Here is a 26,515-nt window from a genome sequence, read left to right as displayed (position 1 = left end):
TGTTAAATTTTAAATATAATTTCTAATTATATTTAAATCCGTAATTTAATAGATCTTACCTAGTATTTCATGTGTTATTTCACCTAAAATCTATATAAGCAAAAGGTGGAGTTACCCCCACCTTTTTATATTATTTTGAAGCCATATTAGCTAATTTTGTCTTTGAGAACACTATTGTTAAGATGAATGGTACAACTATTGCTATTCCCATTGCAACTAAATACATTAACATACTAGATGATTGCATTGATAAGATTGCTGGTAATCCACCAACTCCTACTGAGTTTGCCATACATCCCATTGCCATTGAGAACATACCAGAAACTCCTGCTCCAATCATAGAAGCTATGAATGGATATAGATATTTTAAGTTAACCCCAAACATTGCAGGTTCAGTTACCCCTAAATATCCTGAAATACATGCTGGTATTGATATTTGTTTTTCATCTTCATCTTTTCTATTTACATATATCATAGCTAAAACTGCTGATGCTTGAGCTATATTTGATAATGCAATTATTGGCCATAAGAATGTTCCACCTATATCACTTATAAGTTGTAAATCAACTGGTAATAAAGTATGATGTAATCCTGTTATAACTAATGGTGCATAAATCATTCCAAAAATTCCTGCAAATAACCATCCAAATGATGATGTTAAGCCTGCCACTATAGCTCCTGATATTACGCTACCTATTTTCCAACCTATAGGTCCTAAAACAGTGTGTGCTAATAATACTGTTGGAATTACTGAGAAAAATGGTACTATTATCATTTGTATAGGACCTGGTGTAATCTTCTTAAATAATCTTTCTAAGTAAACAAAAGTGAATCCAACCATGATTGCTGGTAAAACTTGTGCTTGATATCCTATCATTGGAACTTGAGCAAATCCAAAGTCCCAAACTGGAGCAGCGGCTCCATTACCTGCACTATATGCATTTAATAATTGTGGAGATACTAAAGTTATACCAATAACTATTCCTAGCATTTGATCTGCTCCCATTTTCTTAGCAATTGACCAAACAACTCCTACAGGTAAGAAGTGGAATATTGCCTCTCCTATTAACCATAAGAAACTATGTGTTCCTGCCCAGAATTGAGAAATTTCAACTAAACTCTTAGTTCCATCTTCAAATAATTTCATATCTCCGATTACATTACGGAATCCTAATATAAGACCTCCAACTATGATAGCTGGTATTAACGGAGCAAATATTTCTGCTAAGCCTGCAACTGCTCTCTGAACTATATTCATATTCTTCTTAGCAGCCTTCTTGACTTCTTCCTTACTTTCTCCAGATACTCCAGTCTGTCCAACAAAATCATTATAAAAAGTTGCAACTTCTGGTCCAATTATTACTTGAAACTGTCCTGCTTGTGTAAAAGTTCCTTTTACACAAGGAATAGCTTTTATTTTTTCAACATCTGCTTTGCTTGTATCATTTAAAACGAATCTCATTCTTGTAGCACAGTGAGTAACTGCAGCTACGTTTTCTTTTCCGCCTATGTACTCTGTTAGTAACTTTGCATCTTTTTCAAACTTACTCATCTTTTTCCCTCCATAACTTGTACGTATATCTTATGGCTTTATACTAACATATACGTATATGTTGTGTCAACCTTTTCATTAATCCTTTTCAAAAGTTTTTTATTTACTATTTTTATCATTAAATAATAAAATATTTAACTTATAGTTAGTAGTTTAAAAATAATTAATATACAAGTTACTAAAATATTTATAATAGGAAATTAAACTTTAAAATTAAAAAAAACTATCAGAAATAAAAAAGAAGTCAATGAAAATTACTATAAACTCTCATTTAACTTCTCTTTATAAAACTATTTTAGGTTAATATATTTTTTATTTTAAACTTAATAAATTAATATTATAAGCCTTGTTTATTCTAAATTTATTTCCTTAGAATATAATATAGTTTCTCTAGGATCATGAAAATAATCTTTTCCATTTTCATCTACAAATGGTTTATAAATTTCAACTTTTATTTTTTTAATATCTTCACCTTCCTTAGCAATAGTTGATAAGTATTCTCCATAACTAGATAATTCTTCTCCACTGCTTGTTATTAATATATTCCCTTTTTCATCATAAACTCTTACCCAGTAATTATTCTTTTCTCTGTCATAGCCAGTAGTAACTAATTTTAATTTAATTGGAGTTGCTATTACTTCTTTAATACCAACACCCTCCTTATTCATATCATTAACTTCTATACACTTAGATAAAGATTTATCAACTTTTACTGGCACTTTAAAGTTCCAAGTTCCTTCTAATACATTATCTTTATCTCTCTCACTATTCCATCCTTCTTCAACTATTGAATTGAAATTTATTATAAATTCAAATTCATCTGGAATCTTCATGTTTAAGCTTGTTAAATTGTACTCTTCTACTCCAACAAAAGTATGATCATCTATGAATCTTCCTTCTAATCCTGAAACTCCACTATTATCTAACTCACTATCTGTAAAACTTACTTTAGCTTCAGCTCCGTAATCTAATTGCATTTGTTCAATTTTTTCTGCTTGTTCTTTAGTTATGTCATAATCTTTCACAGGATCATATTTATATTTTATATATTTAAAAGGTTCTTTACTTTCAATTACATAGCTTACATATAAATTCTGTCCATCACAAAGAATCTCTGACAAAGTTATTCCTACCCCATTATTAGAGACAGTCTGATTAACTTCTGTTGCATATTTTGAGTAATCCCCTTTATTCCATATTTCCTTTTGTATTCTTTCAAAAGCATTCTTGATTACTGGAACCCCATAAGCCAAGGTGCTTGTACCAACACCAATTCCAGTAATTATTGCAAGTCCTGCTGCAATACTTTTAAATACTTTCTTATCCCCTTTACCTTTTATTTTATTTTTCTTTTTATCTTCATGAGCCATATTTATTGCCTCATCTATAATATCATCTAAATTATTTGGTAAATTTATCTTATCTAAATCTTTTTTATTCATCTAAATATCCCTCCTTTAAAATCTCACCTAAAGCTTGTTTTGCTCTTCCCAAATAAGTTTTAACTGTGTTTTCTGGGATTTCCATAACCTTTGAGATATCTTTTATTTTCATATCATTAAAGTACATCATGATTATTACTGTTTTATAATTATCATTTAATAAATCTATTGCATTATATAAATCTAACTTTTCCTCTGTGGATATTTCACATTTTTCTTTTCTTATCGGTGTACTTTCATCCAACATTTCATTTTTTCCTTTTTTCTTTAGAAAATCAATTGATACATTTATTAAAATTCTTGTAATCCATGTGTTAAAAAACTTTGCTTTTTTTAATTTTTCAATATTTAAAAAGGCTCTATATACTGTTTCATGTATAACTTCAAGAGCATCCTGCTCATCTTTAACATATAGAAACGCCATTTTGTATAAGTATTCTTTATTGTTTTTTATAAGGATTCCAAAGGATTCTTTATTTCCTTTCATTGATTCTTTTATTAATCTAATTTCATTTAATTCATTTTTTCTATCTATATCTAGATATGATATACTCATAGTTTTTTCCATCTTTCCCCTCCTAGCAAAAACTTTAACATCGATGTCTACATATATTAGTCTTTTTAAGTAGCTAAAAAGTTTCAAATTTTTTATTTTTTCTTTAAGTTAGGTTTTATTTAAAAAACTTTCTAAAATAATTTTCTTTAAACATACTCTCACTAAAAACTATACTAATTATAAATTAAGCAATAAAAAAGCATATTAAGACTTATATAAATCCTAATATGCTTCTTATAATTTTTATTTAACATATAATAAATACTCACTATTGTTCTATTAAACCTTCTCTAATTAAGAAAGCTTTAGCAACCTCTTCTGGTGATTTACCTAATACATCTACTTCATAGTTTAAGTCAATCATTTTTTCTTCATTGATCTTACCACTTAAAGAGTTTAAAACATCCTTTAATTGTGGATATTTTTCTAAAGTTTTATTGTTAACTATAGGTACTGCACTATAATTTACAAAGAATTTCTTGTCATCTTCTAAAGTTTTTAAGTCAAACTTTTTAAGAAGTCCATCTGTTGAGAAAGCATCTATAGCCTGTGATTCCCCATTTGATAATGCTGAGTATCTAAGACTTCCATCTAAAGATTTAACATTTTTGAAATCCATGCCATAGTAATTCTTTAATCCAACTAAACCATCTTGTCTATTTTGGAATTCAATAGTTGGAGATAATACAAAGTCATTACTGTACTTTGATAAATCTGATATGGTATTTATTTTATACTTATCAGCTAATTCTTTTGATATAGCTATATTATAAGTATTATTAAAACCTAGGGGTTCCATTACTGTTAACCCATGTTCCTTATTCATATTTTCTTTTATGCTATTATAATAATCTACACTATTATCAATATTATTTTCTTTCATAACATTAACAAGTAATGTTCCAGTATAATCAACGTACATGTCAACATCACCTTTTTCAAGAGCTCCAAAGGCAACTGATGTTCCTCCTAGATTTAACTTTTTTTCAACTTGTAAATCTGTTTTATCCTGAACTAAATCTGCATACATATTTCCTAAAATAAGTTGCTCTGTAAAGTTTTTTGATCCAATAACCACTTTATCTTTTTTACTTGATATAAATGATGAAATTCCCATAAATAAAATAGCTATTATCATTATTACACTTATTATTTTAAGAACAAAAGTATTTTTCTTTTTGTTATCATTACTTAATCCCTTTGGTGTAACAGCTACCTCTATTTTTCCAAAAATAAAGTCAACTATTAAGGCTAAAATACAAGCTGGTATAGCTCCTGCTAAAATCATATTATTATTTACCGTTTGAACTCCTGAGAATACTAAGTATCCAAGTCCACCGGCACCAATAAAGGCTGCTAAAGTCATAAGCCCTACGGCTGTAACTGCTGATATTCTTATACCAGACATTATTATTGGCAATGCTAATGGTAATTGTATCTTAAATAAACTTTGGTTCTTAGTAAGTCCAATTCCCTTAGCAGATTCTAATACTACTGGGTCTATGCCAGAGATTCCTGTGTAAGTATTTTTAACTATTGGAAGCAATGAATATACTACAACCATAAAGATTGCAGGTGTACTTCCTATTCCTAATATGGGAATAAGCAATCCTAGTAAGGCCATAGAAGGCACAGCTTGTACTAAGTTTACAAATCCTAGTATAGGCTTTCTTAAAAATTTGACCCTTGAAACAAGAATTCCTAAAGGAACTCCTATTAATATAGCTATTCCTATAGCCGTAATTGTTAAATATATATGTTGAACTAATAAATCTAATATTTGAGTTTTCTGTGAAATTACATATTGTAATAAATTATTCAAATATATTCACCTCCATGTCTAAGAATTGGTCGCTTAATATTGAAAGTAAACTACTTCTTGTTATAAGCCCTACCAATTTTTCTTCCGAGTTAACAACAGGTATAAATCCTACTGAGTTTTCATTCATTACAGTTAAAATATCAACTAAACTATCATCTTCATTAACTCTTAGTGGATTTTCACTCATAATTTCTGAAAGTGCTCTTGATTTTTCATTTGTAATTTTTATATCTTTAAAAGTAACAATACCTTTAAGTACATTTCCTTTATCAATAACTAATAAACTATCAACCTTATTACTTCTCATTATTTCAATTCCCTGTAATATGGTTCTAGCACCTTTAACAGATACAGGATTTTTTATCATTATATCCTTTGCTTTTATGAAGTCAGGATTATTCCAAACCCTATCTGATCCTATAAAATCTCTAACAAAATCATTTGCTGGATTTCTAAGTATATTTTCTGGAGTATCATATTGAGCTATTTTTCCTCCATTCATTATGCATATTTTATCTGCTATCTTTAAAGCTTCATCCATATCATGAGTAACAAAAATAATTGTCTTTTTAAGTTCCTCTTGAATATTAAAAAGCTCTTCCTGAAGTGAAGTACGAGTTATTGGATCTAAAGCACTAAAGGGCTCGTCCATTAAAATTATCTCAGCATCTGTAGCAAAGGCTCTTGCAAAACCTACTCTCTGTTGCTGTCCTCCACTAAGCTCTGATGGATACTTATTTAAATAAATTTCAGGATCCAATCCAACCATATTTAAAAGGTCTAAAGTTGTCTTCTCTATTTTTTCAACATCTTTGCCTTTCTTTAGTCTTGGAATAAGCTCTATATTTTCCTTTATTGTTAAATGTGGAAATAATCCATTATTCTGAATTACGTATCCAATATTTCTTCTTAATTCAATAGGGTTTTCCTTGGCTAAAGATTTCCCATTTATAAATATTTCACCAGAAGTAGGTGTTATTAACTTATTTATAAGTTTTAAAGTAGTTGTTTTACCGCATCCACTAGAACCTATTAAAACAACTAGACTTCCTTTATCAATAGTTAAAGAAATATTATCTAGTATCTTTCTGTCCCCTATTTGTTTAGATACATTTTTTATTTCTATCATAAAAATCCCCCTTTTCTTCTGACAACTTTTATTATTTTAAAAAGTTGTTAGTTCATTATAACACGATTTTAAGTTAAATTCAAATTTTAATTTGTTTAACCTAAAATTTATTTCATATAATTTATTAAATACTAAATACTATGTTAGTCTCTATTAATGGCTATATTACTATCTTCATAAGCTTTTAAAATAGTATTTAAAATAATAAAAAAACACCATTATATAAAACAGTGCTCTACATAATAAAATCTATTTATTTTTTGCCTCATTTAAAATATTCTTTACATCTGTACTAGTTCTTCTTTTATTCTTTTTACTTTTACTAAATTCATTACAAATATTATATATTAACAAATTTGTATCCTCCTTTTAATTTACATTTTAAATGAATTCTCCCTATATAGAGAATTCAACTTTCACTTAAATTATAGACATAATTTAATATTTATATATCAAAATTTTTATTTTTTTCCTTTAATTCACAGGTTTAATTGTAAGTATTAAAAATCATCTAGTTTCTCTTTTGAGTTAACAACTAGTATGAATATATTCTATTTTTTTCAACAAAAATTAAACTAATCAAATATCATTCTAAATCAACTTTAATTAGCTATAATATATGAAAATACATATTATTAATTTTTCACGCAGTACCTTTTTATAAATCTTAAATAAATAGTCCTATGATGTAAAACTATACTGAATTAATAACATACTTTTAAATTTTTTACTGGATTTATTAAGAATATTTTAGGTGTTATGTTTTTATACCATTTATCATGTTTTTATAAATTTTAAAACATTAGTATAAAATAATTTTGTACCTATTGAAGTGAAAATCCTCTTTACGAAGTGAATTACAATTTACCATATTGTAATTTAAATATTTTATCTCTCTTCTATACCTTTTTAAACCTGAGAATAAACTCTAAACTTTATTTTATTATAAAAATAATTTATTTCTATATTCTAATTTCAGCATTTAAACCCACAAGCTGAGAGTTAAGTATAACATATAAAAGTAAGAAATGCAAACATTCGTTCTCTTTTTAATTTATAATACTTGTGTAAAAGGTATTTTTTCTTATATTCAAAATATTTTTTTCTTATATTTAAAGTAAAAGAATTTATCAAATCTCATGAATAAAGTTTACAATTAATATGTTATTTACTAGTAAGTTTTATTAATAAATTACTTTGATAAATTCTCTTAACTCTATTGATCAACCTAAAAATCAATATTTAAATATAACTAAATTTAATTTCTATATAAGATTCTCTTAACTAAATATAAAACTTTTTATTTTAACCTTTATTACTAAAATGTATGTCTTTTATTAAATCATCTATTTTTTCAACAGCCTTATCTTCAGCCTTAAACTTTTCCTCTATACTAAAACCTGTTCCATCCACTAATAATTGATGGAATTTTTTTATTCCTAAGAATTTCATTATATCTTCAACATAGTCTAAGCCTTTATTAAATATCCCTTTAGTAAGCCAAGGAATTTCTCCCCCTGAAGATTGTATATAGACCATTTCTCTTTGCTTGTCATCTAACAATCCCTTAACCTCTTCTGGTGTTACTTTAATTGTTATTTTGTTTTGGACAACACAATCTATGTATTCCTTTAATGGTGCTGGGAAAGATAGTGTCCATAAAGGGGCTGCTATTACATATAAATCTGCACTTTTAAATTGTTCACTTAACTCTATTATTCTCTTTACTTCTTCCTTTGTCTTTGCATCTATACTAGCAGTCTCACAATCTACCACAGAACTTCTTCCTGAAAAATGCTTATGCTCTAATCTAGGAATAAAATCTTTGTATAAGTCCACTTCCTCTATTTCAAACTCTGGATTTAATTCTACAAATCTACTTATAAAAGCTCTTCCAATAGTCTTACTTGATGAAAGCTTCTCTGGCTTTGAGTTTACTGTAATATAAAGTAGCTTTTTCATATACTCACCTCATTTAAATTTTCTAAATTAACTTCTTTTTCTTATCTTGTGATTTTTTTAGTTTTTTATTAATAATTATCTAATTTTAAATAAGTTTTTATTTTTTAGCCAAAATAAGTTTATATTATTAAAAATACTTACCCTAAATCTTAAATTTCATTGATAATACTTATCACTTTCTTATTGACAAAAGAAAAATCAAAGAGTATATTTGAATCACAACCACCCCCTAGGGGAGGTAAAAATTTAAAAGGAGGAAAACTGTTATTCCTTTCTTTATAACAAGGGAATATGTCAGCTATAATTTTTATGATAAATAAATCAATTAATATAAAAGGTATGAGTTGTGCCGCTTGTGCTGCTAGAATCGAAAAAGTTCTAGGTAAAATGGATGGCATATCAAAAGCTAATGTTAATTTGGCAACTGAAAAATTAAATTTAGAGTTTGATGAAAATAAAATATCCTTTAAAAAAATAGAAGAAAAAATAAATAAGCTAGGTTTCTCAGTAGTTAGAAACTTAAAGAAAGAATCTTTCAGAGTTTCTGGAATGAGTTGTGCTTCCTGCGCAGCTAGAATTGAGAAAGTTTTAAATAAATTATCTGGAATATATAATGCTACTGTTAACTTTGCTAATGAAAGCCTTCAAGTTGAATATGATGAAGATGAAATTTCCTTAGAAGAAATTAAAGAAAAAGTAAAGAAACTAGGCTTTGAACTAAAAGGAAATAATAAGTCTACTTCCTTTAAGGTAGAAGGAATGAATTGTTCAGCCTGTGCAGCTAGAATTGAAAAAGTAACAAGTAAAATGGATGGTGTTGAAAGTTCTAATGTTAACTTCGCAAATTCTACTCTTAATATTTCTTTCGATAAAGATAAACTTTCTACTAATGATATAAAAGCAAAGGTAGAAAAATTAGGATATAAACTTTTAGATGCATCTCAAGAAGATGAACATGAAAAAGCAAAAGAGAATGAAACTAAAAGAATGAAAAATAGACTTATTGGCTCAGCAATATTCACAATTCCATTATTCATAATATCAATGGGACATATGGTTGGCCTTCATTTACCTAATATAATAGATTCAATGCATAATCCCTTAAACTTTGCACTTATTCAATTACTTCTTACAACTGTGGTTATATTAATATGTAGAGATTTCTTTATACATGGTTTTAAGAATTTATTTATGAGAAGTCCTAATATGGATTCCTTAATAGCTATAGGATCTGGTGCTGCATATGTTTATGGATTATTTGCAATATACCACATTTATATTGGTGACCATAGCTATGCTATGCAGTTATATTTTGAATCTGCTGGAACAATACTTACATTAATAAGTTTAGGTAAATACTTAGAAACTTTAACTAAAGGTAAAACTTCTGATGCAATAAAAAAACTTATGGGATTAGCCCCTAAAACAGCTACTCTACTTGTAGATGGCAAAGAAAAAATTGTGTCTATTGATGAAGTTCAAGTTGGTGATTTAATACTTGTTAAGCCAGGTGAGAAATTACCTGTAGACGGTAAAGTTGTAGAAGGATATACATCAATTGATGAAAGTATGCTAACTGGAGAAAGTATTCCTGCTGAAAAAAAAGTAGGAGATACAGTCTTTGGAGCTAGTATAAATAAAAATGGAAGAATAATTTATGAAGCTACAAAGGTTGGTAAGGATACTGTAATCTCTCAAATAGTTAAGTTAGTAGAAGATGCTCAAGGATCAAAAGCTCCAATTGCTAAATTAGCTGATACTATTTCAGGCTATTTTGTACCTATAGTAATATCTTTAGCCGTAATTTCAAGTTTAGCTTGGTATTTTTCTGGTGAAAGTAAAACTTTTGCACTTACAATATTTATATCTGTATTAGTAATTGCTTGTCCATGTGCTTTAGGTCTAGCTACCCCAACAGCTATTATGGTTGGTACAGGTAAAGGAGCTGAAAATGGAATACTTATTAAAAGTGGTGAAGCTTTAGAAAGTACACAAAATTTAAATACTGTTGTATTCGATAAAACAGGAACTATAACTGAAGGAAAACCTAAGGTTACAGATATTATTTGTGAAAATATTTCAAAAGATGAACTCCTTTTATTAGCAGCCTCAGCAGAAAAAGGTTCAGAACATCCTCTTGGAGAAGCTATTGTTAGAGATGCTGAAGAAAAAAATCTCAAACTAAAAAATGTTTTAGATTTTGAAGCAATACCTGGTAAGGGAATTAAGTGCTCTATTGAAAATAAATCAATTTTATTAGGTAACTATAAACTTATGAAAGATAAAAATATAAATCTTAAAAATTTATTAGCGACTTCTGAAGAACTAGCTTCAAAGGGAAAAACTCCTATGTTTATTGCTATTAATGAAAAAATAGCTGGTATAATCGCCGTTGCTGATACAGTTAAAGAAACAAGTAAAAAAGCTATAGAAACTCTACAAAAAATGGGACTTGAAGTAGTAATGTTAACAGGAGATAACCTAAAAACAGCTAAGGCTATTGCAAAAGAAGTAGGTGTAGATAGAGTTATTGCTGAGGTTCTTCCTCAAGAAAAGGCTGAAAAAATTAAAACTCTTCAAGATGAAGGCAAAAAAGTCGCTATGGTTGGTGATGGAATAAATGATGCTCCTGCTTTAGCTATTGCTGACATTGGAATGGCTATAGGTTCTGGAACTGATATAGCAATGGAATCTGCTGATATAGTTCTAATGAAAGGTGATATATTACATGTTGTTGGTGCTATTCAATTAAGCAGGCAAACAATGAAAAATATAAAGGAAAACTTATTCTGGGCATTTGGATACAACACTTTAGGTATTCCAGTAGCAATGGGAGTTCTTCATATATTTGGAGGTCCATTACTTAATCCAATGATAGGTGCCTTTGCCATGAGCTTTAGTTCAGTATCAGTATTATTAAATGCCTTAAGACTAAAAAAATTCAAACCAAACTATAAATAAGCTTTTAATTTAAATATATTATATTTAAATTTAAATTATAAACCTTTAAAATCCTTAATCACAAAATAAAAAACAGAGTCTAATGGACTCTGTTTTTTATTTTAAATTAAATTTAATACTACTTTTCTACATGGTTAATTTGCTGAGCATCTACAACTAACAATGGAATTTTATTTCCTTCAGCATCTTTTATATTATTTAAGTTTATAACTTCTTTAAACTCATTTCCTAGAGCATTAAATTCATTTCCCATAGCTTCTGGATCTACTTCTAAATTAACAATAACTTTCTTAGCATCAGTATATCCACCAGCTTCATTTTCAACAGAATTTATAGATGAATCTAGTTCAAAATTTGCTGTTCCTTCATTTTCTAAAGTTAAAGGTGATGCCTCAGTTGAGAAGCTTAAATTGAATACATCATCAAAAGTTATTCCATCTTTTAATTCAAGATTTAGTAAAGCAGGATTTAACTTAACTGTTACTCTTTGTTTTAAAGTTCCAACATTTTGAACTAAAAACTCTCTTTCAAAAGTATCTCCTGGTCTAACATTTTTAAATGACTTCTTATTTTCCTTATTTACTATCTCTGTGTCATCTCCTACTTTCCAACCTCTTTCAGCATCAATAATTTTAACATCTAATGTACCCATTGTAAGTTTTATGTCTCCATTTACTGTAGCTTTATCTGAGAACCAAGCATATGATCCAACTGCTCCTACCATTAATGTTCCGGCTAATAACATACCTAATAATTTTTTCTTCATAAAATTTCTCCCCCAAACATTTCAAATTTTTTATATATACAAAATGTATGATTACTTTAATAATCTACATAAATATTTATATTCGTTTACATTACATAATATTACTTATTTTTTACTTATTTACATTTAATTTTAAATTTATTCATTACCTAGCAGTTCTGATAGTCTTACTTTCTTTAGCTGAAAGTTCTCCATTTGAATATTTAGCTGCAACTTTAAAATTGTAAATAGTATGTCTATTTAATTTTGAAACCACAAACTCTGTAGATTCAGCTGGAACTTCTGATAATTTCTTTCCATCTTTATATATTACATATCCCTCTAACCCCTCAGTTGTTATTGGAGCATTCCATGTTAATTTAACATTTTTCTTGTTTATTTCTGGAATTTCAAAATTTTGTACTGGATTTACTACTATCTCTCCTGAAGCTTCTTCATTAATTTTAACTTCCTTACTTGAAAGTTCTAAGTCATGAGTATTTCCATCTCCAGATCCTACTAAAGCTGTTGTTAATCCTAAAACTTCTAATTCAGAAGAAATCTGTGGAGTTAAGTTAACTTTTACTAGATCTGAATCTTTTTCTATTTCATTTCCTAAAGATGCTACTAATATTCTAACTTTTCCTGGTTCAACTTCTTTACTCTTTACAAATAAAGAATCACTAAATGAAGTAATTTCATTTAATTTAAATGCTTCTGCATTATACTCAAATAAATATTCTGCTGAATAAGCTTCTGTATCTCTATTTAATCCTTCAATTCCTAATATAGCATCAAATGTTGAGCCAACTTGAACTTCATCATTAACCTTTAGGGTTGAATTTCCCACAGTTGTTTTTAATTCACCAATCTGTATATTAATTCCTGTATTATCTAATCCATTGAAAGTTGAAACTTTATTATAAACAGTATTAAGTTCTAAAGCATTATTTTCCTTAAGCTTTATTTCATAACTTCCCGAATTAATTCCTTCTGGCATAGTTCCTTTAAATATAGCTGAGCTTTTTCCTTCATAATTAACCATATTTAGTGGTACGTCTACTCCACCTATATCTAAAGTTATTTTTCTATCTCCTATTAGACTAACTAATTGATTGAAGTTTACTTTTATTGAAACTTCCTCTCCAGAATTATAAGTTAAATCTTCATCTAAAATTTCAATTGATTGAACTGAAGATGATGGTGAATCTTCAGAAGCATTAAACTTAAGGTAATTTAAATCAAATTCAGTATATGCCATTCTGCCTGCCCCTTCACCCTCGTAGAATAATCCTAGGTTTCCATCTGGTAACTCTGTTAAACAAGAATAAGCAAATGAACCTGGCTTAACTGTCTTATTATAAATCCAATCAAATTCATATCTTGGTTCTCCATTGTCATAAGTTCCATTCTCATTTATTAAGCCAACCTTAACACTTCCATTTACTCTACTACTTGCGTCTGGGTTTGAGAATATAATTGCATCTTTACCATTTATTTTTCCACTATAATTTATAACACTTAATTGACAATAAGGCTCTCTTAAAGAAGTATCTTCTGGAACTTCATCATGCCATGTTGCTCCTCCATCAAAACTAGTTGCAATTCTTGTATATGAACCAGTATTTCTCATAAATAATTTTAGTTGTCCATTTGGCATTTCAACTACTTGGCACTCTGTTAACTGAGTTCCTGAAGAAACTGTTTCAGAGCTTACAGAAGCTGTATCTATTGGAGATTCTCCTAACTTCCAAGTTTCACCAAAGTCATCACTATAAATTACAGCACTTGATTGGAAATTATTTTGATTAGTATAGTATATTGGGAATACTAATCGACCTTTATGCTCTCCATTTTTTATTTGAATTCCCTTTCCTGGTGCAGTTCCAAAGAATTTCATCCACTCCTTCTTAAGTCCTGGATTTAAATCCTCTGGTTCACTCCATGTGTTACCATCATCATCACTATAAATCATTTCAATATGAGCAGTTCCAACTGCCTTAAGTGGAGAATTACTTAGTAAAGCATTTCCGACTTCTTCTCCATTTTGAATAAGGGTCTTATCATTTTTCATTACATAATCAGTTTCATTTCCTTCTGAATTATAAACAATTCCATCTTCTCTAACTGTATATTCATTATTTTGAGCATCTTTTAATATAAAATAATATTTTCCATCAATTTCTTTATATCCACTTCCACCCTCTGTATTAGGGAATCCATAACCTTCTGGGAAATGAGTTACTATAAGAAATATTCTCTCTTTTTCAATTCCATTCTCTTCTATAGTAGCTGACATAAGAGAAGTATCTATAGCTGCTGATTTACCTGGATAATCTAATATTACTTTTCCTTCTTCCCATTCCCCATTTACTTCTTTTCTTCTTATACCTACATCTATGTTATTATTAGGAGCATCATGATCTCCGTTATTTCTAACATCTATAGAAGCTAAAACTGTTCCTTTTTTAGTTGTTTCTAAAGCAGGAATTCTATATCCTCTTGATTCTAAATATCCAGGATAGAATAATTCTACTGGTTGTGTTTTATAAACATCATCTGGCAATAAACTATCCTCTGATGGCGCCTTAGTTTCCCCTGTTTTTCTTAACAAATAATTATCACTTACTGGTTTATCATAAATATTCATAAAATCTATATTTCCTCTAAATAAGTACTCATTGTACCCATTTGCTCTATCAGTTTTACCAATAAATCCACTATTAAGATTTATTGCATTTAAAAATTTAATATTTGGATCTGATACCGTTTTAACCAGAGAACCATTTAAAAATATCTTAGCTCCAACTCCCTTTTCTATTTTTAAAGCTAAAGTATTTATTCCTTTATTAAAAGTAACATCTGCACTGTGATGTACATTAAAATCTCCATTTCCTTCTTGTCTTCTAAGCTCATATCCTACTTTTCCTCCACTTACATAAAGTGAAAAATAGTTATTTGCTTTATTTCCATCACTTAAACCAATTAAACTTTGAATTGAGGCATCATTCATATTAAATCTAGTGACTATAGTTCCTTCTTCTATTGAGGAGAATTTTTCTAAATCACCAGTTATATTTACCCTTTCTTCCTCCTTAGTTATTTTTAAGTTTCCATAGTTAGCAATTTCATCTACTTCGCCTTTGATTTCATAAACATTTAACTCTGCTATTGAAGCAAATCCACCAACACCTTGAATTGCAGTTATTTTTATCTCTTCTGCATCAATAGGAGAATCAAAAGTTACAGTTTTAACTAAATTATTTTCTTCCCAGGTTCCTTCTGCAACTAAAGTTTCTACTCCATTATTAATAGCATGAATTTCATACTTAGTTATAAATCCATTGTTTCCACTTGTTCTTGGTGTAATAGCTATAGAACTAACTTTTCTAGAACTTCCTAAGTTTACTGATAAACTCTGTGGAAGCGCATCACTACCATTCCATTTTGTATGCCACATAGTATTTATATTTCCATCAATAGCACTTGAAGCTGGATCTTGGCCCTCTTCTGAAGTTGCACTAGCTGTCATTTCTGATTGTGGAATAGCAGTTTCAATAATAGCTTGTCTATCTTCTATAATAACTGCCTTATGATTTACATTAGGCTTAGCTTTTACTAAATATCCTCCCATATTAGAAATAACTAAACTTGCAACAAGCGTAGCTATAATTTTTTTACTTTTCATTAGCTCTCCCCCTTAAAATAAAATGACCTTATATTATGTATACGTTTAAATAAGCTTTAATATTACTAAAATTGTATTAAATACAATTTATACTACCCAAATTTTATATTTATCTACTAATTAATAATAACTTTCCCTAGAAATAAGTTATAATTAACTTAAGAACTATATAATAAATACTAATGAAATAAATTAGGAGGGGTAATTATTGAAAGAACTTTTTGTAGGTTATTTGATTGTAATAAATTTAGTGGCAATAATTCTAATGTATATAGATAAACAAAAAGCTAAAAAACATCAATGGAGAATAAGTGAAGATACCTTAATAGGCGTTTCTATAATAGGAGGAGGAATTGGGGCATTATGGGGAATGCATGTCTTTCGTCATAAAACAAAACATGCAAAATTTACTATAGGTATTCCTTTAATAATAGCAATTCAAGCACTTTTAATTCTTTACTTTATTAGATAAATACGCAAAAAGAACTGTATCAAATTAACCTTTTAAAAATTTCTAAGACTATTTTTGAAAGAGTTACTAAATACTCTCTCTCATTAATTTAAGAAATTTTTTATTAGCTTTTGATACAGTTCTATTTTTTATATTTAAATCTCTAAAAATTCTAAATTAAATTTAACTTAAAGTATATTTTGCATAAATTGCAATTAACTTTAAAAATCTCTAAATATACCCTTAACTGAATTGATTAAGAACTAGTTTTAATTTTAACTAGTTCTTAAATACATATTCTAAATTTATCTAAGGCTAATCTATCTTTAAAATCATTCTATTTGTTATTTGCTACTAATAACATCTCTCTTAAAACTTTACAAGCTACAGCCGTTGATGCTCCTGTTTGGTCATACTGTGGTGATAATTCATTAATATCAAATCCCACAATATTTAACCCCTTAAGTTTTAATATTGAATTTAAAAGTTCATTAAACTGAATTCCACCTGGTTCTGGTGTTCCTGTACCTGGGAATACAGATGGATCTAAAACATCTAAGTCTATTGTTACATAAACAGGTTTATCTTTAACCTTTTCTAAGGCATAATCTAAAGTATCACAATTAAACTTATTTGTATAAACGTGATCCTTTGCCCATAAAAATTCTTCTTTTTCACCAGAACGTATTCCAAATTGGAATATTTTATTATCTCCTACTAAATCCCAAACTCTATGTATAACAGTAGCATGAGATAGTTTTTGACCTAAATAATCTTCTCTTAAATCTGCATGAGCATCAAAGTGAATTACATGAACATCAGGATATTTTTTAAATACTCCTTTAAATGCCCCTAAAGTTACTAAATGCTCTCCACCTATCATAGCTGGTATTTTCCCATCTTCAACAACCTTAGTTGAAAAATCCTCTATTAAAGCTAATGCTCCCTCTGAATTTCCGAAAGGAAGCTCTATTTCTCCTCCATCAAAAATATTAAAATCATAAAGATCTAAGTCTTGATATGGACTATAACTTTCTAATCCCCAAGATTCTCCTCTCATTACTTGACTTGCAAACCTAGTACCTGGTCTAAAAGAAGTTGTTGAATCAAAAGGAGCTCCAAATACAACTATGCTTGATTCATCATATTCAGCTTCACACCCTATAAAAGTGCTTACATTTCTATTCATCAACATTCTCTAGCATCTCCTTAACATAATTAGGTAATGCAAAACATCCTTTATGCAAATCAGTATTATAATATTTAGTTTTTAATCCTAAATCATTCCACTTTTCTATATCAGCATTTAGTGGATCATATTTTTTTGATGCAAAACCAAATAGCCAATGTCCTGATGGATAAGTTGGTATATGAGCTTGATAAACTCTACATACTGGGAAACATTCTTTTATTCTCTTATGAGCTCTCTTCATTCCCCTTGCATACTCTTCATAGTATGGGCTTTCATGTTGATTTACAAGTATTCCATCTTCTTTTAAGGCCTTAAAGCAATTTCCATAAAATTCTCTTGTGAATAAACCTTCTCCAGGTCCAAATGGATCTGTTGAATCAACTATTATTAAGTCATATTTATTTTCAACTGAACGTACAAATTTTAATCCATCTTCAAAGAATAAACTTACTCTAGGATCATCTAATTTATTAGCTGTTTGAGGTAAATATTCTCTACAAACATCAACAACTAACTTATCAATTTCAACCATGTCTATTTTTTCTATAGTTTCATATCTTGTAAGTTCTCTTACAGTTCCACCATCTCCAGCTCCTATAACTAGTACATTTTTAATATTAGGATTTGTAGCCATTGGAACATGAACTATCATGTCATGATAAATAAATTCATCCTTTTCTGTTACCATCATAAGTCCATCTAATGTGAAGAAAGTTCCAAACTCTTGAGATTTAAAAACATCTATTCTTTGGAAATCGCTCTTTCCACTATAAAGTTGTTCATCTACTTTGATTGAAAAACGTACCTTGTCTGTATGTTCTTCTGTGTACCATAATTCCATAATTAAAATTCCTCCTAACAATCTAAAACATTTATATATTCAATTTCCATATCTTCAGGGCCTGTAACTAAACTTCCCTTTTTCTTAGAATACTCAATATAGTCTATAGTCTCCTTAGTTATAAGCTCTCCTGGGGCAAGTATTGGAATTCCTGGTGGATAACACATTACAAATTCTCCAGAAATTAATCCTTCACTTTCTCTTAAAAGAACCTTCTTCTTTTCAGCATAAAAAGCCTCTTTCGGCTTAACCTTAACTATAGGATCTATATATTCGTGGTCAAAAATATCTTTTTTATCTTTTTCATGAATTCTCTTAATCTCACTTAAAGCTGAAACTAATCTCTCAATGTTATATCTAGTATCTCCAACTGATATTATGGCAAGAATATTAGCCACATCTCCAAGCTCTATTTGAATTCCATAATCATCTCTTAATATGTCATAAACTTCTATTCCAGCAAGTCCAGTTTCTAAAGTGTTTATAGTAAGCTTAGTTACATCAAAATCATAAATATCATCACCATTATTTATTTCTTTTGAGAAAGCATAATAACCACCTATCTTATTTATTTCTTCTCTTGCATATTCAGCTATTCCAACAACCTCTTCAAATATTTTTTCTCCATTTAAGGCTAAATTTCTTCTAGCAATATCTAAAGAAGATAAAAGTAAATAAGAACCACTAGTTGTTTGTGTTAAGTTTATTATTGTTCTCACATAATCTGGCTTAATTCTATTACACTTCATAAGTAACATAGAACTCTGAGTTAATGAGCCTCCTGTTTTATGTATGCTAACTGCTGCCATATCTGCTCCTGCCTCCATAGCTGATACTGGAAGTCTTTTATCAAAATAAAAATGAGTTCCATGAGCTTCATCAACTAAGACATACATATTATTTTCATGAGCTAACTTAACTATTTCTCTTAAATTAGAGCAAATCCCATAGTATGTTGGGTTATTAACAAAAATAGCCTTAGCATCTGGATTTTCCTTAATGGCTTTTTTTATATCTTCCATTGCCATTCCTAGAGAAATTCCAAGTCTACCATGAATTCCTGGATTTATATACACAGGAGTTACCCCTGTTATTATTAAAGAATTTATTGCAGATCTATGCACATTTCTAGGCATTATAATCTTATCTCCATCTTTGCAAACACTCATTATCATGGCTTGTACAGCTGATGTGGTTCCATTAACCATGAAAAATGCCTTATCAGCACCAAAGGCCTCAGCTGCTAATTCTTCTGCATCCTTTATTACAGAAGTTGGATGACAAAGATTATCTAAGGGTTTCATTGAATTTACATCTACTGAAACACAATCTTCACCTAAAAATTCTCTTAATTCTGTATTTCCTCTTCCTTGTTTATGACCTGGTACATCAAAAGGAACAATTCTTTGATTCTTGTACCATTTTAATGCTTCATAAATAGGAGCATTTTCTTGAGAAAGTCTTTTCACAGAAATCCCTCCTTTTCTTAATAAATATTTACACCACCGTATATTTCAATCATCTCTTTTGATATTCTATCTCTTATTTCTCTTCTATCATTTGGAGATAATTCATATGGATCAGAATTAAATAAATAGTTATTTAAAACTATATCCTTAAGCATCATCTTTGTATGGAATATGTTAGATTGATAAACATTAACATCCATAGCATCGTATTTTTTTAGGGTCTCTCCATCTATATAATCTTGAATAGATTTTATATCATGGTCTATGTAGCATTTTCTACCATCAACATCTCTAGTAAATCCTCTAACTCTATAATCAATAGTTATTACATCTGAATCAAAACTTCCGATTAAGTAATCTAGAGCATTTAATGGAGATATTTTTCCACAAGTAGATACATCTATATCAACTCTAAAAGAAATTATATCGTTATTTGGATGAAACTCTGGATAAGTATGAACTGTAAGATGACTTTTATCTAAATGTCCAACTACACTATCTCTAAGCTCCAAATATGAAAGTTCTCCTTTATTACATGATGGGTCAATTAGTGCTACTGGTAATGCCTCCTCTGTTATAAGAACATTTACACTAGCTCCCTGAGGTTCATAATCTTGTTTTGAAATATTTAGGACATGAGCTCCTATCATTTCTGTAACATCACAAAGAATCTTTGTAAGACGTTCAGAATTATACTGCTCGTCTATATATTTTATATAGTCTTCCTTTTCTCTCTCTGTTTTCGCATAACAAATATCATAAATATTAAAACTTAGTGTCTTAGTAAGATTATTAAAACCATAAAGGCATATCTTTTCTTTCAACCCTAACATCAATCCTTTCTTTAAACAACTTATTTAACTGCATAAATATAAATTTTGAATTTATTATATATCACCATTTTATTTTTTTCTATAGCAAATTCTTTCTAACCCTTATTTCAAGCTATCTTCAAAGGTCATCGTTAATATTTCGGTAACAAAAACTAAGTAAAATACTTAGTATTACTAAACCTAATATTTAATAAAATAAACTAAAAAAGTATTTAAATATGCCTATTCAAAGGAATTTTAAGTAAAAATCAAAAAATCCAAAAAAACTTATTTATTAAGTTTTTTTGGATTTTGTAAATATTTTGTTAACAGCTATACATTATATTCTTCAACTATAGCTTTAAATTCTTCACTATTATCCTTAATCCACTCTTCAAAAGTTGAATTTTTAGCTTCTACAGCCTTTGCAACCTTAATTAAGAATTCTGGAACCTTGTCTTGAAGTATATCTCCATAGTAATCTCCTAAACGAGTTTCACCTATTCCTAATTTTCCACCAAAATGTAATTCAAATACATTTGATAAAACATCACCAACTTTTTTCTTTTTACCAGCGAATCCTATATCTCCTATTTCATGCATACCGCAAGAATTTGGACATCCTGAGAAACGAACTCTTGGTAATATTCCTTCCTTAATTGAATTTTCTTTTAATAATTCTACAAACTCTCTTAAAGTTTTTTGGCTTTCTAGTACTCCCATTTGACATATTGGTGTACCTATACAAGAAACACTTCTTTCAGCTAAAGTCTCTCCTCCTTTACCTTGAGTAAAGTCTAAGATAGCTTCAGCTTCTTTTCCATTTAAGTTTCTTACATATAGATTTTCATCCATACCTAATCTTACTTCTACTTCTTCTATTTTCTCTATTTTTTCTATTAATTCTTTTAATACATCTAAGCTTAATTGTCCTCCAACTGGGTGGAATAAAACAGTATATAATCCTTCTTGTTTTTGAGGTATTAATCTTTCATGTTTTATATTAGTTTTTTCACCTTTTTTACTATATTTTATATCTTCAACCTTAAGGTCTAATCCACCTTTAGCTTTCACTTCTTCTAAGTGTTTTCTAAAGCAATTTTTAAACTCTTCTTCGCCCATTCTCTCAACAATATATCTTATACGAGCTTTTCCGTGATTTTTATAATCTCCTTCAGCTACAAATAAATTAGTCATAGCTTCAAGACAATATAATACGTCCTTTTCATCTATTAACTCATCAAATTCAACAGATGTTCTTGGATTTCTTCCTAATCCTCCACCTATGTAAAGTTTAAAGGCTCTCTTACCGTTATTCTCCACAGCTAAAAATCCTAAGTCTGTAACTGTGCAATGAGCTGAATCCTCCTCTGTATTTGAAAATGCAGTTTTAATTTTTCTTGGTAAATTATAAGTATATATTTTACTCATATAATGTGCATTAGATGCTAGTGCATAAGGAGTTACATCAAAAGTTTCTCCTATTTGAACTCCTGATAAAGGATTTAAGGCTACGTTTCTTGGGAAGTTTCCACCACCGCCTCTAGTGTATATTCCTTTATTTAACCCTTCTTGCATTATGTCGCATACAGCATCTATTGATATTCCATGTAATTGTATTGCTTCACGAGTTGTTAAATGTATTTTTTCTAAGTTATATTTCTTAGCCCAGTTATATGCTTCTTCTAATAAACTTAATCCAGCAACTCCTGATGGAACTCTTAATCTCACCATGAATTCTTTTCCTCCACGGTGCGCATAAACACCCATGCCTCCTGATGCCTTTTTAAATTCACCAACAGTCATTTCTTTATTTAAAAACTTATGTCCTTTTTCTCTAAATTCTTCAATTTCTTTTGATAAAATATCATTTAATGTATTCATTTTATATCACCTCACTAAAATTTTATGCCTCTAAATTCCATTAGTAAACAATTGTTTCTTTATATATAATATAAGTAATTACTTATATTAAAACACTTTTTAAATCAAATTTTTTTCTTAAAATTATTTTTTTTACTAAATTAAATTTTATACTTTTTGTAAACAAAAATCTTTCTTTATTTACAACATTTTAAAATATATATTTTTATTATATAATATATTTATAAAATTTATAAGGAGTTGAATTTTATGGGAGAGGAAAAAATAAAGAAGGAGTTATTAGATCTCTATAGTAAATGGAGAGTTTCTGAAAAAAGCTTTTTTGAAAAATTAAAATTAAATCATGATTTTAAAAAGTTAGAAAAAGAGCAAATAAAACTTATAACAAAGAAATTTTCTGAATTCGCTAAAATTGATACACCATTGACAGAAAAAGAAATACTTGAATTAGAAGAATATTATAATAATACATTTATTTAAGGAGATGTTTTTCATGAGCGATAATAAGTTAAAAGAAGATTTAGTAAAAGTTTATAAAGAGTGGAAAGACCTTGAAAAGAAAGCTGGCAAAAAAATTAAACATCATCACGAGCTAAAAAAAGAAGAAAAAGAAGATGAGATCCAAAGATTTTCAGACTATGCAGGATTGTCAGTTCCTATAACTGAAGAAATGCTTTTATACTTAGATGAAGAATATTTTAGAGTTTAAAAAAATACTTAACTTAAATTAACTAAAATAAATTTAAAATAAAAATTTTTAAGATACAAAAAAGACACATTATTTTATTAATGTGTCTTTTCTTATATAAAACTTAAATATCCTAATTTAATTACTCAAATCTTCTTAAAGAGATTTAATTTTAATATCATTTTATTCCATCATAGCTGTAATCTTTTTGCTTAATAGCAATAGTACTAAACCTAATACTATACTCACTCCAGCTATTGAACCAAATAGTTCTAAAGCTCCTAGTTTTTCAACAAATGATGCTATGAATCCTGATAAGTAGTTTGCTACTCCGTTACTAGCAAGCCATACACCCATTAATAATGAAGCGTATTTAGCTGGTGCTAATGAACTTACCATTGAAAGTCCTATTGGTGATAAACAAAGTTCTCCCATTGTGTTAAATAAGTAAGTTCCTACTAACCAGAACATACTAGCTTTAACTGCTGGATTTTCAACATTTCCACCTAATGACATAGTTGCGAAAACCATTAATAAGAATCCACATCCTAAAACTATCATACCCATAGCCATTTTAGTTGGGATTGATAAATCTCCTCTTTTACTATTAGCAAGTGTAAACCATAATTTTGAGAATAATGGTGCTAATATTAGTATAAATAATGGGTTTATAGATTGGAAGAATGCTACTGGTACTGTCCATCCAAACAAACTTCTATTAGTTGCATTTTCAGCAAATAATGTTAAAGTTGTACCTGCTTGTTCAAATCCTGCCCAGAAGAATACAACGAATGATGCAAGTATTAATATAACTGCAACTCTCTTCTTCTCTTGCTTAGTTAAAGGTTTCTTTTCTTTTGCAACATCTTTTTTATTTTTTTCTCTTTTAATTTCACCAACATGTGCTAAGTATTTTGGAGATAAAGTTATAAAGATAATTTCTCCTAATATTATACCTATACCTGCTGCTAAGAATCCGTATCTAAATCCATAGTGAAGTATTACTTCTCCTGATTTTGTAGCAAAAAAGTTTTCTGCTAATAATCCACATATTATTGGTGCTATTAAAGATCCTAAGTTTATTCCCATGTAGAATATTGTGAAAGCTGAATCTTTTCTCTTGTCACCATCTTCATATAATTGACCAACTATTGTTGATATATTGGGTTTAAAGAAAGCATTTCCTACTATTATGAACCCTAATCCTAAGTATAAAGCCCATCTAGTTTGCCATCCAAATAAAGTTAAGTTACCTAAAATCATTACTGCTGCCCCAAGCATAATTGATTTTTTCTGTCCTAAAAACTTATCTGCTATTTCTCCACCAATTATTGGTGTAAAGTAAACTAAAAAAGTATAAGCTCCATATATTCTAGCTGCACTAGGTACATCATATCCTAATCCGCCAGTCACAAATGATGCTGTTAAGTAAAGCATTAATAAAGCTCTCATTCCATAGTAACTAAATCTTTCCCACATTTCTGTGAAAAATAAAAGGTATAGTCCTGCTGGATGCTTTAATCGTCCATTGCCTTTTTCTACCTCAAAATCAGTAGATTTAATTGCCTCTGCCATTTTATATTGATCCCCCTCTTTTAATTATGACCTCATTCAAATTATCAATTTATATGAATTTATCATTAAACTTATTATTTCGTTAACACATTTTTAATTATAAATACATTTTTAATTGTAATCAAACTTACTCTTAACAAATTATTGCAAGTTTCTTAATAATTTGATTATATTTCCTCTTAAATACTCCATTTTTCTATGTGTATCATAACAACACAATTGTTTTTTATAGAAAAACATATACTTAAAACTTCTATATCTAATAGAAACATTTTAACAAACTACCAAGTTTAATTGTCGAATTTTATCACTTTATTAATTTTTCCTTATTATACCTCCTTAAAAAAATCAAAATAAAAAAGCAGCCTATTTATAATAAACTGCTTTAAAATGAATATCTTAAATTATCTTCTTTCAATTCCCTTTTCATTTATCTTCCTATTAGCTACTCTCTTTAAGATTTTAAAGACTACACCAAAGATAGGAATTCCTATTAACATTCCTATTATTCCAAATAAACTTCCTCCAACTATCATAGCAAACATAACCCACAGGGCAGATAATCCTATAGAGCTTCCAACAACCCTTGGATATATTAGATTTCCTTCTAATTGCTGAAGAACTATTATAAATATAATAAACCAAAGAGCCTTAATAGGATCCATTATTAGTATTATAAATGCTGAGGGTATTGTACCTAAAAAGGCTCCAAAAACAGGTATTAATGCTGTTACTCCAATTACTACACTTATTAATAAAGCATATGGCATTTTTAAAATTATCATCCCTATAAAGCATAAAACTCCTATAACTAACGCCTCTGTGCACTGCCCTAATATGAATTTAGAAAACATTTCATTACACATCTTCCCTAGTTCTATAATCCTATCTGCCTTATTTTTACTAACAAAAGCATATATTATAAGTTTTAGTTGACTTATTAAGATTTCTTTACTTGCTAGCATATATATAGCTAAAATTAAGGATAAAAAGAAATTTATTACTCCATAAGTTATTCCTAAAGTAAAGTCTAATAAATAACCTAAGGAGGTTCCTACTATTTGACTTGTTACCTTTAATATTTCTTTCCACATATTTAGTAACTCATTAATTATATTTTGCATCATAACTTGTGACTGTGAATTATTTATTGCATTTACCTCTAAAAACTTTTCAAATTGAGATAAGTATTCTGGAATACTATTCATTAAAATTGAAATACTACTTAATAATTGAGGAATTACAAATAATATAAATAATGTTATAGCTAATATAAAGAAAAGAAATGTTAAAGTTATTGAAAAACTTCTTTTCATTCCTTTAAAGAACTTACTATTTCCTAAGTTTTTTTCTATTAATTTCACTGGAATATTAAGAATAAAAGCTATGGCTATTCCCCATATAAAAGGCTTTATTATTCCTAAAAACTTATAAAGAAAGTTCATAATATCCTTTATATTTATAAAAAAGAATATTAAAAGTATTATATATGTTGATAAAAAAATATAATCTTTAATTTTATTATTTTTAAACTCCAATGTTTTTCCTCTCCTAAATAAATTTATAAATATGTTATAGTAATTTTTTACTATTTTATCCTTATATTATTAACTTAATTAAAAAATATTAATCTTTTCTACATTAAACTTTGAAAAATATTATTAAAAAAGTATATTTTCATATGTATAATGATTATATGATTTAAATAAGAAATATATAGTTTACTTATAAACCAATTTAAGGTAT

Annotated in this window: 19 protein-coding genes; 4 read left to right on the top strand and 15 right to left on the bottom strand. The window is 28.4% G+C overall.

Annotation, left to right across the window (positions count from 1 at the left end):
• Positions 1-130 precede the first annotated feature (130 nt).
• The 6 genes from treP to GOM42_RS02965 all read right to left on the bottom strand — a co-directional run bounded on the left by treP (position 131) and on the right by GOM42_RS02965 (position 8,463).
• Positions 131-1,552: a PTS system trehalose-specific EIIBC component gene (gene treP, locus GOM42_RS02990; protein ID WP_003471351.1), complete on the bottom strand. Its 1,422-nt coding sequence runs from the start codon at positions 1,550-1,552 to the stop codon at positions 131-133.
• A gap of 350 nt (positions 1,553-1,902) precedes the next feature.
• The gene (locus GOM42_RS02985) at positions 1,903-2,994 is read right to left on the bottom strand and encodes a DUF4179 domain-containing protein (protein WP_057230791.1); all 1,092 of its coding nucleotides are present in this window, start codon (positions 2,992-2,994) and stop codon (positions 1,903-1,905) included.
• A complete protein-coding gene (locus GOM42_RS02980) occupies positions 2,987-3,562 on the bottom strand; it encodes a sigma-70 family RNA polymerase sigma factor (RefSeq protein WP_252597693.1) in 576 nt (191 codons plus the stop codon). The genes GOM42_RS02985 and GOM42_RS02980 overlap by 8 nt, the downstream gene beginning before the upstream one ends.
• Before the next feature lie 256 nt (positions 3,563-3,818).
• Entirely contained in the window at positions 3,819-5,372 is a 1,554-nt protein-coding gene (locus GOM42_RS02975) for a glycine betaine ABC transporter substrate-binding protein (protein WP_057230786.1), read from the bottom strand.
• A complete protein-coding gene (locus GOM42_RS02970; RefSeq protein ID WP_057230785.1) occupies positions 5,365-6,501 on the bottom strand; it encodes a betaine/proline/choline family ABC transporter ATP-binding protein in 1,137 nt (378 codons plus the stop codon). The genes GOM42_RS02975 and GOM42_RS02970 overlap by 8 nt, the downstream gene beginning before the upstream one ends.
• A gap of 1,305 nt (positions 6,502-7,806) precedes the next feature.
• Positions 7,807-8,463 carry an NAD(P)H-dependent oxidoreductase gene (locus GOM42_RS02965; protein ID WP_057230783.1) on the bottom strand — a complete coding sequence of 219 codons (657 nt, stop codon included), beginning with the start codon at positions 8,461-8,463 and terminating at the stop codon, positions 7,807-7,809.
• 309 nt (positions 8,464-8,772) lie between these two features.
• On the opposite strand from GOM42_RS02965, the gene GOM42_RS02960 reads away from it, so the two are divergent.
• Complete coding sequence (locus tag GOM42_RS02960) at positions 8,773-11,424, top strand: heavy metal translocating P-type ATPase (RefSeq protein ID WP_289781952.1); 2,652 nt, start codon at positions 8,773-8,775, stop codon at positions 11,422-11,424.
• Positions 11,425-11,542: 118 nt separating this feature from the next.
• Here the strand turns inward: GOM42_RS02960 and GOM42_RS02955 are convergent, their stop codons facing one another.
• Both GOM42_RS02955 and nanJ read right to left on the bottom strand, forming a co-directional pair.
• A complete protein-coding gene (locus tag GOM42_RS02955) occupies positions 11,543-12,190 on the bottom strand; it encodes a TasA family protein (protein WP_057230779.1) in 648 nt (215 codons plus the stop codon).
• Between the two features lie 145 nt (positions 12,191-12,335).
• Entirely contained in the window at positions 12,336-15,857 is a 3,522-nt protein-coding gene (nanJ, locus tag GOM42_RS02950) for an exo-alpha-sialidase NanJ (RefSeq protein WP_057230778.1), read from the bottom strand.
• A 208-nt stretch (positions 15,858-16,065) separates the two neighbouring features.
• On the opposite strand from nanJ, the gene GOM42_RS02945 reads away from it, so the two are divergent.
• Positions 16,066-16,329 (top strand): DUF1294 domain-containing protein, encoded by a 264-nt coding sequence (locus tag GOM42_RS02945; protein WP_003450079.1) that lies wholly within the window; start codon positions 16,066-16,068, stop codon positions 16,327-16,329.
• Positions 16,330-16,645: 316 nt separating this feature from the next.
• Here GOM42_RS02945 and speB read toward each other — a convergent pair whose 3' ends face one another.
• The 5 genes from speB to GOM42_RS02920 all read right to left on the bottom strand — a co-directional run bounded on the left by speB (position 16,646) and on the right by GOM42_RS02920 (position 22,506).
• Positions 16,646-17,503, bottom strand: a complete 858-nt coding sequence (gene speB / locus GOM42_RS02940) for an agmatinase (RefSeq protein ID WP_057230776.1) — start codon at positions 17,501-17,503, stop codon at positions 16,646-16,648.
• On the bottom strand, positions 17,490-18,341 hold the full coding sequence (speE, locus tag GOM42_RS02935) for a polyamine aminopropyltransferase (RefSeq protein WP_003449853.1): 852 nt from the start codon (positions 18,339-18,341) through the stop codon (positions 17,490-17,492). The genes speB and speE overlap by 14 nt, the downstream gene beginning before the upstream one ends.
• Positions 18,342-18,355: 14 nt before the next feature.
• Complete coding sequence (locus GOM42_RS02930) at positions 18,356-19,810, bottom strand: aminotransferase class I/II-fold pyridoxal phosphate-dependent enzyme (protein ID WP_003480261.1); 1,455 nt, start codon at positions 19,808-19,810, stop codon at positions 18,356-18,358.
• A gap of 17 nt (positions 19,811-19,827) precedes the next feature.
• On the bottom strand, positions 19,828-20,643 hold the full coding sequence (gene speD, locus GOM42_RS02925) for an adenosylmethionine decarboxylase (protein WP_011009885.1): 816 nt from the start codon (positions 20,641-20,643) through the stop codon (positions 19,828-19,830).
• A gap of 312 nt (positions 20,644-20,955) precedes the next feature.
• Positions 20,956-22,506, bottom strand: coding sequence for a nitrite/sulfite reductase (locus GOM42_RS02920; protein ID WP_057230774.1), 1,551 nt, complete (start codon positions 22,504-22,506; stop codon positions 20,956-20,958).
• Positions 22,507-22,755: 249 nt separating this feature from the next.
• Between GOM42_RS02920 and GOM42_RS02915 the strand changes: the two genes are divergently transcribed.
• Together GOM42_RS02915 and GOM42_RS02910 are read left to right on the top strand one after the other, a co-directional pair.
• Entirely contained in the window at positions 22,756-22,986 is a 231-nt protein-coding gene (locus tag GOM42_RS02915) for a hypothetical protein (protein WP_003450005.1), read from the top strand.
• A gap of 13 nt (positions 22,987-22,999) precedes the next feature.
• A complete protein-coding gene (locus tag GOM42_RS02910; protein ID WP_003449914.1) occupies positions 23,000-23,215 on the top strand; it encodes a hypothetical protein in 216 nt (71 codons plus the stop codon).
• 162 nt (positions 23,216-23,377) lie between these two features.
• On the opposite strand, the gene GOM42_RS02905 is transcribed toward GOM42_RS02910, so the two are convergent.
• On the bottom strand, positions 23,378-24,769 hold the full coding sequence (locus GOM42_RS02905; protein ID WP_003450292.1) for a peptide MFS transporter: 1,392 nt from the start codon (positions 24,767-24,769) through the stop codon (positions 23,378-23,380).
• A gap of 404 nt (positions 24,770-25,173) precedes the next feature.
• Positions 25,174-26,307, bottom strand: coding sequence for an AI-2E family transporter (locus GOM42_RS02900; protein WP_057230771.1), 1,134 nt, complete (start codon positions 26,305-26,307; stop codon positions 25,174-25,176).
• Positions 26,308-26,515: the final 208 nt, after the last annotated feature.

The sequence above is a fragment of the Clostridium sp. 16K-1-R1 genome, assembly GCF_023921145.1.
GTDB lineage: Bacteria > Bacillota > Clostridia > Clostridiales > Clostridiaceae > Sarcina > Sarcina perfringens.
The sequence above is the reverse complement of the archived record's forward strand: the minus strand, read 5'-3'. Positions and strand labels throughout refer to the sequence as shown.